Annotated in this window: 8 protein-coding genes; all 8 read right to left on the bottom strand. The window is 61.5% G+C overall.

The features are described 5' to 3' along the window. Positions 1-51 precede the first annotated feature (51 nt). Positions 52-1,989, bottom strand: coding sequence for a CHAT domain-containing protein (locus THIDRDRAFT_RS23745; protein ID WP_007040662.1), 1,938 nt, complete (start codon positions 1,987-1,989; stop codon positions 52-54). A gap of 200 nt (positions 1,990-2,189) precedes the next feature. Then, a complete protein-coding gene (locus THIDRDRAFT_RS09705) occupies positions 2,190-3,434 on the bottom strand; it encodes a phenylacetate--CoA ligase family protein (RefSeq protein WP_007040661.1) in 1,245 nt (414 codons plus the stop codon). A 41-nt stretch (positions 3,435-3,475) separates the two neighbouring features. Next, positions 3,476-4,078, bottom strand: coding sequence for an indolepyruvate oxidoreductase subunit beta (locus tag THIDRDRAFT_RS09700; RefSeq protein WP_007040660.1), 603 nt, complete (start codon positions 4,076-4,078; stop codon positions 3,476-3,478). Beyond that, on the bottom strand, positions 4,075-5,892 hold the full coding sequence (gene iorA, locus THIDRDRAFT_RS09695; protein WP_007040659.1) for an indolepyruvate ferredoxin oxidoreductase subunit alpha: 1,818 nt from the start codon (positions 5,890-5,892) through the stop codon (positions 4,075-4,077). Before iorA ends, THIDRDRAFT_RS09700 begins: the two co-directional genes overlap by 4 nt. Positions 5,893-6,072: 180 nt before the next feature. Beyond that, complete coding sequence (locus THIDRDRAFT_RS09690; protein ID WP_007040658.1) at positions 6,073-7,236, bottom strand: ATP-binding response regulator; 1,164 nt, start codon at positions 7,234-7,236, stop codon at positions 6,073-6,075. Next, positions 7,233-10,619, bottom strand: coding sequence for a hybrid sensor histidine kinase/response regulator (locus THIDRDRAFT_RS23740; protein WP_007040657.1), 3,387 nt, complete (start codon positions 10,617-10,619; stop codon positions 7,233-7,235). Before THIDRDRAFT_RS23740 ends, THIDRDRAFT_RS09690 begins: the two co-directional genes overlap by 4 nt. Before the next feature lie 13 nt (positions 10,620-10,632). Continuing rightward, positions 10,633-11,475 (bottom strand): MBL fold metallo-hydrolase, encoded by an 843-nt coding sequence (locus THIDRDRAFT_RS09680; RefSeq protein WP_007040656.1) that lies wholly within the window; start codon positions 11,473-11,475, stop codon positions 10,633-10,635. Positions 11,476-11,641: 166 nt separating this feature from the next. Further along, positions 11,642-12,100, bottom strand: a complete 459-nt coding sequence (locus THIDRDRAFT_RS09675) for an NUDIX domain-containing protein (protein WP_007040655.1) — start codon at positions 12,098-12,100, stop codon at positions 11,642-11,644. Between the last annotated feature and the right edge of the window lie 25 nt (positions 12,101-12,125).

Here is a 12,125-nt window from a genome sequence, read left to right as displayed (position 1 = left end):
CTGGTCGTCAATAACGTCCCGTTCCGCGATGGAGAGCAAGTGAACGATCAGTCAGATCGGATCGCCGCCTGATGGAGGCCATACACCAGATTTGACATTAACTCCGGCTGGGGCCGATACACCGGCATGCAGGTATTCGTACAGCTTGAGCATCAGAAGCCTGGTGGATCGATCCGACACCGGCCACAGAGAGCAGATGACCGCGCTCGCACCGGCACCGAGAAAGGCGAGCGCCAGACCATAGGTCTCGTCGGGCAATTCGCGGTACTCGGCGATCCCGGTCTCACAGGCCGATAGAACCACGAGCGTCTCGGACCCGAGGCGGATGCGCCCCAGGATCTCAGACAGGTGCAAGACCTCGCCATCGGCCATCAGCAGACCGGATGCCTCGGGGTGGCGCCACCGAAAGCGGCCGTGGCAGGCAAAGTGCAGGTAATCCAACGGTCCGGCACTGGAGATGGCGTCCAGCACGCGCCGCTTGGTGGCGCGCTCGCCCAGCAGACTCGCATCACTCTCGAACAGGGCATTGAGCATGTCTCCCTCGGCCCGGCAGTGAGGCAGGTCGCCGGTGGGATCCGCGACCGAAAGCAACCGGCGCCGACCAGTATCTCGCGCGGCGAACGTCGAGGCATTCGATCGCCCTCCCACAGCGCTCACCAGATCGAAGCGATTCAAGATCTCTCTCTCGCCGCCGCGCAACATCGATGGAGGAAACAGCGATAAGACCCCGGAGGGAGCGATACGCAAGCGCCGAACCGATGCCGGCAAGGCATCCAGGACTTGCCACAGCGGGGCGAGATACCCGTCCAGAACCTGCGCGACCCGTTCCATGGCCTGGGAAAATGCGATGGAATCGCCCTGATCGAGAAGCATCTGGTAGCCGTCGAGCCAGCTCGATTCACGGCCCGCCTTGCGCTCGAAGAGCGACTCCAAGGCCGCGCGGTCGAGTCCGGTCAAACGCACCCACCGCACGGGTTGCGCCCGATCATCCGGGCAGGCGACGAACACCGGCAAGTCGCGCCCGTCAAGGGGCGGGACGCAGAAGGCGATAACGGCCTCCCCTGGAGGTGGAACACTCGGATCGGCATCGCCCGCGTCGAGCGCACCCGATGTCTGTCCGGCCCCAAGCAGCGCCCGATGCACGAGCCCCCGCCCCTGAATCAGAAATGCGAACGCATCCGCCAGATTTCCCTGCTCGGCGATGGCGAGCACTCCAAGATTCTTGGTGGCGCTGGCGGCACCGATCAGACGACGCATCTCGTACCAGTTGCCGAGTCCGGCGATGGCATCCCCCAGGAAGTACATGACGTCACGGGCGATGCGCTCGACCTGCGGCCAGTTGCCGGTCTGCGTCTCGGTCAACGCCAGGCTGTGCTGGGAGCGCAACCAATCCGAGGGGAAGCGTTCGAGCGTGCGCACCGAAAGTGCCGCGCGCAGATGGCCCCGAGAGCGCTTCAGGTTGGCCTCAGGATCGCCCCGAGCGCGTTTGCGGTAGGCAACGCCGAGGTTATGCTGCACGCGCGCCCAGTCGTCGGCAAAACCGGCGCGCTTCCAAACGCGCAGCGCCGCTCGATAGTGCCCGATGGCGGATTCGACGTTCTCGGCCCGATCCCCGGCGATTCGCGAGCGGTACATGCTCCCCAGATTGTTATGGAGACGCGCCCATTCGGTATTGTCGGGAAGCGCTTCATGGATTCTGAGCGCCAGGCGGCCGAGCGCGATCGCATCCTCCATGTTCTCTTCCCGATCACCGGCGATCCGAATCTCGTAGGCGTGGGCGAGGTTCGCCGCACAGCGGCAGTAGAGGTCCGGATAGTCATGGGGGGTGAAGATCGTCAGTGCACACCGGTAGTGATCGATGGCACGCTCGATGTTCTCGCGCGGATCGCCGACGATTCGCTTTAGGAAGGCGTTACCCAGATTGGCTTGGGATGAGGCCCACAGGCGCGGATGATGCCTCGGGTTCAAGTTGCTCGATCGTGTGCGCATCCACTGGAATCTTGCCTCGCCCTCGACGGATTGCCCATAACGAGGTGCAAGGATCCTGTCTTCACCAGGCAGGTGCAGCGAGCGTTAGCGTATTGATAGGGATGCACATCCTTGTGCGATCTTGGTCTGGACCCCCAGCTTCACGTTTTGGAGCGTTAGGCTCAAGGTTCCATTTCGAACCTTGACACCACGGTGAACACTCAATAGCGGTTATCGAACACCCTTGAGGTCTTCTTTTCACTACGCGGCAGATCGCCGATGGCGACCGCCTTGGGAACGACGCTCAGTCCGACACGCTCCTTGCAGAGACGACGCAGTTCGGCCTCGACACCCTCCAGGTGCGCGCCTGGCAGCGTCTCGAAGAGGACGGTCATGACATCCTTGCCTTCGAGATGGTCGATCATGACCTGGAACTCGCTGCTCGCGCCCTCGATCTGGTGCAGAATCTCGTCGATCAGGGCCGGATAGACGATGACGCCCTTCACCTTCACCATGTCGTCGGTGCGGCCAAGGATGTCGTCGATGCGCGGGAAGGGCGAGCCGCAGGGACAGTCGCCGGGGACGAAACGCGTCAGATCGTGGGTGCGGTAACGAACGAGTGGCGCGCCCTGCTTACGCAGCGTGGTGATGACCAGTTCGCCGATCTCCCCTTCCGGCACCGGATTGCCGCTGTGCTGATCGATGATCTCGAAATAGAGAAAGTCGTTCCAGTAATGCATGCCGCATTCGTGATCGCACGAGATGCCGATGCCCGGACCATAGACCTCGGTCAGTCCATAGATGTCGTAGAGCTGAACGCCCAGTTCGTTGGCGATACGGTGGCGCATCTTGTCGCTCCAGCGCTCGGAACCGATGATGCCCTTGCGCAGATGGATCTTGTCGCCGATACCGCGCCGCTCGATGTCCTCGGCCAGCAACAGCGCGTAGGACGAGGTCGCACAGAGCACCGTACTCTTGAGATCCATCATCATCTTGAACTGACGATCCGTGTTGCCCGGACCGATCGGGATGACCATAGCGCCGATCCGCTCCGCACCGGCCTGAAAACCGAGCCCAGCCGTCCAAAGACCGTAGCCCGGGGTCACATGGATTCGATCCCTGTTGGTCACGCCAGCCATGCTGTAGCAGCGGGCGAACATCTCGGCCCAATCCGTAACGTCCTGCTGGGTATAGGGAATGATGACCGGGGTGCCTGTCGTCCCCGAAGATGAGTGGATGCGCACCACCTCCTCGTCCGGCACGGCCTGCAGACCAAGCGGATAGGCGTCGCGCAAATCGGCCTTTTCGGTGAATGGAAGCTGCTCGAAATCCTCCCAGCCTCGAATGCCGTTGAGATCGATGCCCGCGAATTTCTCGCGATAGAAGGGGCTTTTGTCGGTGATTCCGTTGACCAGACCGAGCATGGCATCGAGCTGTGCCGGCGTTTTGAATGGGGATTCGCTCACGGAGGTTCTCTCTACTCTCGCCTAGAAGGCGTTGTCGGTGATTAGGCGGGGGCGCTCATGGATCTGGCGCTCGCATGCAATGCCTGAATGTTCAGATCGACGAAACGCGCGCGCACCGATTCACGGATGGCGTTTTCGAGCTGTTCTAGCGTAAAGCCGAGCGCACCCAGTGCCGCAGCAGCGCCGAGTAAGGCGACGTTCAGCACCTTCGTCGAGCCGACCTCGGCGCAGATGGCGTCACCATCGACTATGGCCAGTCGCGCGCCGCAGCCGTCGAGCCGCTCCAGCATCGACTGGCCGCTGTAGATGGCGCTGGCCGGGGACGCTGCGACGGGCGCGACCGGATGCGCATTGGTGACGATGGTGCCGCCCGGACGCAGATAGCCGAGGCTGCGCACCGCCTCGCCTGGCTCGAAGCCGATCAGAACGTCGGCCATGCCGGGAGCCATGAGCGGCGAGGCGATGGGGGTCTCGGAAACGCGCAGATGACTCACGACCGAGCCTCCACGCTGCGCCATGCCGATGGTCTCGGAGGTGCGGACCTGAAGTCCTGCATCCATGGCAGCGCGCGCCACCAGCTTGGATGCCAGCACCGTGCCCTGACCGCCGACCCCGGCGATGATGATGTTCGTACGCAGGCTCATCGTCCCTCCTCCATTGGCGCGATCCGTTCGATGGCATCGAAGGGGCACATCTGCGCACAGAGGTCGCAGCCGTAGCAAAGGTCGTCGTCGATCCGCATCTGGCCATCGACCCGACTGATGGCCGGACAGCCGAGCCGGGTGACGCAGAGATTGCAGCGACAGGCCTCCTCGTTGATCACATAGCGCGGCCCGGACGGCGCCACATGGATGCAGGGTGCCTCGAAGATGAGCGCGGAGACGCCATTCGCCGTGGCCTCGACCGCACGCAACACCGCCTCCTTGGACGCCTCGTGCTGGAGCGGATCGCAGGATTCGATATGCTGGACACCCAGACCGCGCAGCACGGTTGCGATGTCGATCTTACTGGCGATCGTACCCATCATGGTTTCGCCCGTTCCCGGATGCGGCTGCAAACCGGTCATGGCCGTGGTGGAGTTGTCCAGGACAACCAGCACGATCGGGGTTTGGTTGTAGACGGCATTGATGACGCCGGGAATCCCGGTATGGAAAAAGGTCGAATCGCCGATGAAGGCGAAATGCACCTTATCCGGTTCGACCACATGGAGACCCTGGGCGACCGTAACGCTCGCGCCCATGCAGAGACAGGTGTCGACCATATCGAGCGGCTTGGCGTTGCCGAGCGTATAGCAGCCGATATCGCCACCGAAAACCGCCTTGCGCTTGCGCATCGCCTCCTTGACCGCCAGGAAGGAGGCGCGATGCGGACAGCCGGCACAGAGCACCGGTGGACGCACTGGAGGTTCGGCAACCTGGATGTCTGGCGCGGCGGCGCAGGTCGCGGCCGGCGTGCATTCAACCCTGAGGAACCCGGCCAACGCCTGGGTCACGGACTCGACGCTGTTCTCACCCGCCTGCTGGACATGACCGCTGCCCTTGCCGAGCACGTTCACCGGAATATGGCACTCGCCCGCCAACCGCTGCAGTTCGCGCTCGATCACCGGGTCCAGTTCCTCGACGACCAGCACCTGGTCCAATCCTTCGAGGAACTCGAGCCCCATGCGACGTGGGAACGGGTGCGGCGTGGCGACCCGCAGCAGCTTGTGCTCCGGGACGGCATCGCCCAGCGCGGCCAATGCCTCGGCGACATAGGCGCCGCTGATACCCTGGGTGGCGATACCGAGTCGGCCCGAGCCGCTCAAGCGGTTGAAGCGATAGTCCGAGAATTCCTCGGCAATTTGGGGAAGCCGCTGTTCGATCCGCAGGTGGCTCTGATAGGCGAGCCGGGGAAAGATGACCCACTTGGGATCCTTGACGAAGCCCTCGGGCGCGGACGGCGCACCGCTCTCCCCGACCTCGACCGGTGCATTGCCATGGCAGACACGGGTCGTCGGACGAAAAAGCACCGGGGTCCCGTAACGCTCGGAGAGCGCAAAGGCATCGCCGATCATCGCGTAGGCCTCCTCCGGAGAGGCGGGATCGAAGACCGGTAGCTTGGAGAAGAGCCCGAAGGTGCGGGTGTCCTGCTCGGTTTGGGAGGAGATGGGACCCGGATCGTCGGCGACGACGATCACCATTCCACCCTTGACGCCGACATAGGCGAGGCTCATCAGCGGATCGGAGGCCACATTCAGCCCGACCTGTTTCATGGTCACCAGGGTTCGCGCCCCAGCATAGGCCGCGCCAGCCGCCACCTCCAGGGCCACCTTTTCGTTGGTCGACCACTCGACATGGATACCGCCCGGATTGCGTTGGGCGATCGTCGGAAGGATCTCGCTCGATGGCGTGCCCGGATAGCCGGTCACCACGCCCACACCCGCAGCGATCGCACCCAAGCCGATCGCCTCGTTACCCATCAAAAACTCAGTTGACACTCGATACGCCCCCAGGGCTTCTAACTAAATACGTAAGGAAGCCCCTGGCGGGGCTCTTGCCAAGGTCAGCTAGTATATACCCCGAAAACGCCCAAGCGTGGCGCGGTTCCGCGTCCCGACTGCTCCAGCCCGGTGCAAAGGCATCGCAGCGCCGGACGGCGCCTATCGGTTGACCATCATGCGCACCGAGAACCAGAATCGGCTTCCCACTCCCGGTGTGCTTTCGCAGCCAGCCGTTCCGCCCAGACGCTCGGCGATCTTCTTGACCGTGACCAGCCCCAGACCCGCCCCCTCGAACGGCCGGGTCAGTGAATTGTCACCCTGCTCGAACAGACGGAAGAGACGCTTCTGAACATCCAGATCGAAACCGATTCCGGTATCGCTGACCGAAAACCGCGCGACAACCTCATCGCCCGCTGATTCCACAAGGTCCACTGCGATCTCGATTCCGCCTTTCTCGGTGAATTTGATCGCGTTATCCAGGTAGGCGTACAAGGCCGAGCGGATGAGCGAGGCATCAGACACCAAAGACGCGGGCAGTGGCTCGAGACGCAGATCCAGCGACAGATGCTTCGCCGCAACCGCTTCCTGCAACTCCCCGACCACCGCGTCGATGAGCGCGGAAAGATCGACCGGCGCCACATCGATCGTCGTCAGCCGCGAATCCATCTGGGCCACCTGCAGAACCGAATTGATCATCGCCGTCAGTCGCCGTGTGGAATCCGCAGCCTGCTCGACCCAAGTGGTGATCTGAGGTGGATCGGCCTTCATCTGAATCAGCTGAAGCAGACCCGAGATCTGATGCAATGGCGTCAGCATTTCATGCGACACATTGCGCAGGAAATTGCCTTTGGCGCTGTTAGCCGCCTCCGCCTCCTCCTTCGCGATCCGCAGATCGCGCGTGCGCGCCTCGACCTTGCATTCGAGCGCCTCGTTGAGTTCTAGCAGGGCCTGTTCCTGATGCCGAAGGGCAAGCTGCAATGACACGCGCGATTCGAGCACATCCAGATTCACCGGCTTGTGAATGAAATCCGCCGCGCCGCTGCGCAGAGCCTCGGTCTCGCCCTTGCAGCTATTGTCCGCAGTGACGAAGATGACCGGAATCCGCCGCATCTCCGGGTCCGCCTTCAACCTCGATAGCACCTGATAGCCATCCATCCCTGGCATCTTGACGTCGAGCAGGATCAGCGACGGCGAATGCTCGCGGACGACCGACAGCGCCTCCTCGCCCGAGGTGGCGATCAGGACCTCGAAACGGTGCATCAGGAATTTTCCGAGCACCAAAATGTTCTCTGGCGCGTCATCGACGATGAGGATCTTGCTCAAGAAGCTGCCCCCGAGTTGGATTGCGAATCGGACAGATCCGCAAGCGATGGGATCGATTCCAAAAGGATCCGCATCGCCTGCTCGCATTGCAACGCCCTAACCGATGCGTCCAGTTCGCGGAAGCGATCCTCGGACAACCGCGCCCTCAACCTCGGACCGAGTGCATCGAATGCCGCCACCGAGGCCAGATTGCGCTCTGCAAAGGTCGCCATCAGCGAGGCGATCTCCGCGTCCGTTGCCGGCGTGACCTCCTGCGTGACAGAGGCGGCACTGGCATCATCGAGATAGGGTGACACCGCCTCCGCCACCGAGCGCAACGCGTCGGCAAGCGTCGTCGCGCACACATGGCAATCGGCCTGCCCCGGACGCCTGACTCTCGACTCGAACTCCTTGGCCACGCCCAGGAGTTCTCGTGCCCCGATGAGCCCCGCGTTGCCCGCCAGCTTGTGAAGACGATCGGCGAGCACGGCGCGTTCGGACTCATTCATCGGAACCGGCGATGCCTCTTGGAAATCGGCGAACTCCGTCAGAAAACCCCTGCACGTCGCCTGAAACAGCGACCAATCGCTTCCCATGCGGTGTTCGACCTCCGGCATCGCCAACCCCGGAATGCTGGGCCAATGGGGCGACGTCCCTTCTTCCGAGGAGGCGTCATGCGCCGTGGGCAAAGGTGTACCGCGAGCCGCCTCGATGTGTCGGCGCAAGGCGCGTACCATCTGGTCCGGCTCGAACGGCTTGGTAACATAATCGTTCATGCCCGCATCCAACGCGCGTTGGCGCTCGCTCGACAGCGCTCCTGCCGTAAGTGCAATGATCGGAAGCCGCGTCAACTGCAATTCGCGCCGGATCCGCTGGACCGCGAGAATTCCATCCAAGACCGGCATCTGCACATCCATGAGCACGGCATCGACCTGATGGCGGGGATCCGAGAGCCAATTCACCGCCTCCAATCCGTTCGTGCATCCCCAGACAGAGGCGCCCTGACGCTCCAGTATCCGTCGCGCGACGTCGACGTTGAGTTCACTGTCATCCACCAACAACAGCTTGACGCCCGCCAGCCATTGAATACCGGCCGATCGAAATGACGAGCCCTCAAGGACACGATCGTTAGAGCCACGGCGTTTGACCACGGCCTCGTTCACCTGATTGAACAGGGACGAGGGGGCAATCGGTTTCTGCAGAATGCTGTCCGCCAAATCGGCATGAGGCTCCGCTTTCAACGCCTCGATTTCCTGCGCAGTCACCACGATGGCCCCCGGAATCCGCTGCAAGCCGAGCACCTTCCAAAGCTTGTGCAATGCCTCCAGGCCGTTCAAATTGGGCATCCGCCAATCCAACAGCAGACAATCGACCGGGACCGAGGAGGCTTCGCGCTCGAGCACGCGCTCGACGAGGGCCAGACCGTCCGCAACCCCCTCGGCATGCCATCCCAGCGAGACTGCCATAGCGATCAAGGCCCGGCGCTGATTTTCGTCATCCTCCGCGATGAGGATCTCCAAACGTTTAAATTTCAAATCAAACGTATCGAGCTGTTGCGCGCCCGGCACATTGACTGGGACCCGGATGCAAAAGGTGCTGCCGACGCCCTCCTGGCTCTCGACCTCGACCGTTCCGCCCATCAGACCGGTAATCTGGCGCACAATCGTCAGACCCAAGCCGGTTCCGCCAAAACGGCGCGTGATGGAGCCGTCCACCTGAACGAAAGGCCGAAACAGCATCTCTTGAAGCTCGTCGGGAATACCGATTCCGGTATCCGCGACCTCCAGGCACAAGAAGCCATGGTGCTCGCACAAGTCCGAAATCGTCGCCCGCAGCTCAATACCACCGGATCGGGTGAATTTCACCGCGTTGTTGAGCAAATTCAGCAGTATCTGACGCAGCCGAATCGGATCGCCGAGCAGCAGGATCGGGATTTTCGGGTCCATCGTCAGTTTGAGTGACAGATTTTTACGCTCGGCCGCTCCCGATACGATACGCACCGACTCGTCGCAGAGATCGACGATATTGAATGGAACGCACTCTATCGATAGCTCGCCCGCCTCAATCTTGGACAGGTCGAGAATGTCGTCGACGATTCCCAGCAACGCCTTGCCGGCCGATTGAATCTTGGCGACGTACTCACGCTGTTCGTGCCCCATGCTCCCGAGCCCCAACAGGTGACTCAACCCTAATACGGCATTCAACGGGGTTCGAATCTCATGGCTCATGTTGGCGAGGAATTCGGATTTGGCCTGGTTCGCCAGATCGGCCGCCTCGCGCGCCCGTTCCAATGATTGATTCAAGGCGAGTTGAAGCTGTGCCTGGTGCTGTAGCGCGAGCGTGCGCGAGTAGAGCCAGGCGATCAAGGCGATCAAGAGATAGACGATCAAATCGATGATCAGGATCGCCCACAGGGCATCGCTCCTGATACGTTGTATCGCCGTGGCGACTGGATAGATCGCTCGCAAGGTGATTTCATGCCCCTCGCCGAGCCCAAGGATTTCGCGCTCGAAATAGAGGAACGCCTTCTCGGAGACCGAGTCCCTTACCAACTGGCCACCCTCGAATCCTGTCGGAAGCATTGAGGGCGGCAATCGTTTGAACTCATCGCGCCAGCGAACAACATCGTCTTGCGCATGTCGGTGCCCGAGCATCGCATCGTCCGGATGAAGCAGATACTGTCCATGCGCATTCGTCAGAAAATAATGGCTGTCGCCATCGGTATTTTGCAGCTTCTTCAGTATCGAGGTCAGATCGTAGTCGACGACGACAACGCCAAAGATTTCGCCCTTCTCGTTCGCCACGGGCGTCGAGAACTGCAACGTTGGCCACAAGGACGTTTCGCGCCCGTCGTAGACCTGATTGAGAGCGATCTCGGAGACGACCAAGGTCCCCAACGCACTCTGGACGGCATCGATAAAATAGGCTTGATGAGCCTGGCGCCGAAACGCTTCGGACGGCGTGACGACCGGCTCTTCATTCGAAGATCGTTCGATTTTGACGAGTTCACGCCCTCCGTCATGCACCCCGATGAGACGCACCTGATAGACCCTGGGCTCGGCCTTCAGAAAACCTAGATAAATTTGATCGAGCCGACCTTTCCAAACGCTGAATGTCTCGCCATTGACCGGATCGACGCCGCCGTGTAGGAGCGTCCGCCCGATCCCAGGAATGGGCGGTAGCGCCGCGAGAAATTGCGTCATCTGCTTCAGATGTTGGATTTCGCGATCGAGCGTGGACGCCTTCAAGGCGAGTTGAGCGTCTTCCCGAAAAGCGAGGGCACTAAAAAAGCTCTGCCCCGCGTCGCGCAGGCTGTACCAATAGATTGCGAGCGAAAACAGCAGCGCAATCAAACATGCGATCAGCCCTTGAACAGCCGCATTGGATACATTGAGGCGCTTCATGGTGAACATGACCTCAGCGCACGTCCGGATGACCGAAATCGTGTCGCGTTCCAGCAGGCGACTCCCTGAACTGGATCGGGAAACGTTGGCGAAGATGACAGATTGCAGCCAGCCCGGTGCAATGGTTGGGAGCCAGATAGGCAACCTCACGCTCGGCGAGTGCCTGAGCGGTAAAGTCCAGGCGGTCGCGATCCGCGCGGAGCAGATGCATGCCACCCAGGACCGCATGCAGTGGACGATCCGGTAACAGCTCCCGCACCCAGTCGAGCGTATTCACCAACCCGGAATGTCCACACCCGAGCAAAACCACCAACCCCGCCGATGTATCCACGACCATTGCCTGATCGTCCGCCAACGCATCCGGTTCGGTGCATTGGGCATCGCGATAGAAGGGACCGCCGGTATCCTCGATGGGATGGGTGCGGGGAATCTCTCCGGTGAGCAGGATGCCGGGCGCGACTTGGGTCGGCTCAGTGGACGCGACGAGACGCCGAGTCAGAGGACGCAGCGTCTCCAGATCCTCAACGGGAGAACCGATCGCGCGACCATTGCGGTTGTATTTTGGGCTCAGCGCCTCTGGATGCAGATAGAGATCGACCGGGCCGGTAAGTTCTAGGGCGGTGAGCAAACCACCCGTGTGGTCGTAATGGCCATGGCTGAGGATGATCGACTCGACCCGTTCGAGCGCTATTTCCAGGCGCTCGACATTGTGTCTCAGCACCATGCCCTGCCCGGTATCGAACAGCAGGCACTGGTCGTCGGCTTCGACGAGGAAGGCCGCGCCATGTTCAGCGAGCAACCCTGGCGCGCCGGCTGCGTTCTCGATCACCTGGGTGATACTCAATTTCCGAATCATCTGTTCCTTCCCTGCGGCATCCGACCTAGAAATCTCACTCATCGTAGGTTACCGGCATTGATGTTGAAGAGCACCAACCCGCAAAACCAGAATCTCAGCAAGGCATTCGAACGATCCGATACGAAACAGGCCGAGAGGGCGCGGTTCAGGTGAACGACGGCGTTGGTCAGGTAAAATCCCGATCGGTGTCGAATCGAAGAGGCGCGGCCACCCCCGTTTCGCGGAAGCGTCGATAGTCATCGAGCACCAGCGCATGGTCGAAGGCGAGCTCGCCGGGTAGATCGCCCAGCGAAACGATCGCCAAGTTCTTGGCGTCGTCCTGGGCTCTGGGCTCTCCGCTTGCTTCGGCCACATAGACCGCCGTCACCGTGTGGCCGCGAGGATCGCGAAGCGGATCCGAATAGATGCCGAGCAAGGCGCGTAGGTTCACCTTGAGCGACGTCTCCTCCAATGCCTCACGGACGGCCGCCGACTCCACCCACTCGCCAACATCGACGAAACCGCCGGGGATCGCCCAGCCGTGAGGTGGAAAACGACGTTCAATGAGCACGATCGGGCGCTCGGGGCGATCGATGAGCTCGATCAATATATCGGCAGCGATGAGCGGAGTTTCAGGTCTTGGCATGGTCTGTTTCCAGGTTGGCCTCGTC

This window comes from Thiorhodococcus drewsii AZ1 (assembly GCF_000224065.1).
Lineage (GTDB): Bacteria > Pseudomonadota > Gammaproteobacteria > Chromatiales > Chromatiaceae > Imhoffiella > Imhoffiella drewsii.
Note: the sequence above shows the minus strand (reverse complement) of the source record. Positions and strands in the feature narration are given on the sequence as shown.

What these genes read in the sequence shown, in the direction of transcription:
- THIDRDRAFT_RS23745 (WP_007040662.1), bottom strand. Translation starts at nt 1,989, where the DNA reads ATGCGCACACGATCGAGCAACTTGAACCCGAGGCATCATCCGCGCCTG.
- THIDRDRAFT_RS09700 (WP_007040660.1), bottom strand. Translation starts at nt 4,078, where the DNA reads ATGAGCCTGCGTACGAACATCATCATCGCCGGGGTCGGCGGTCAGGGC.
- iorA (WP_007040659.1), bottom strand. Translation starts at nt 5,892, where the DNA reads ATGGGTAACGAGGCGATCGGCTTGGGTGCGATCGCTGCGGGTGTGGGC.
- THIDRDRAFT_RS23740 (WP_007040657.1), bottom strand. Translation starts at nt 10,619, where the DNA reads ATGAAGCGCCTCAATGTATCCAATGCGGCTGTTCAAGGGCTGATCGCA.
- THIDRDRAFT_RS09680 (WP_007040656.1), bottom strand. Translation starts at nt 11,475, where the DNA reads ATGATTCGGAAATTGAGTATCACCCAGGTGATCGAGAACGCAGCCGGC.
- THIDRDRAFT_RS09675 (WP_007040655.1), bottom strand. Translation starts at nt 12,100, where the DNA reads ATGCCAAGACCTGAAACTCCGCTCATCGCTGCCGATATATTGATCGAG.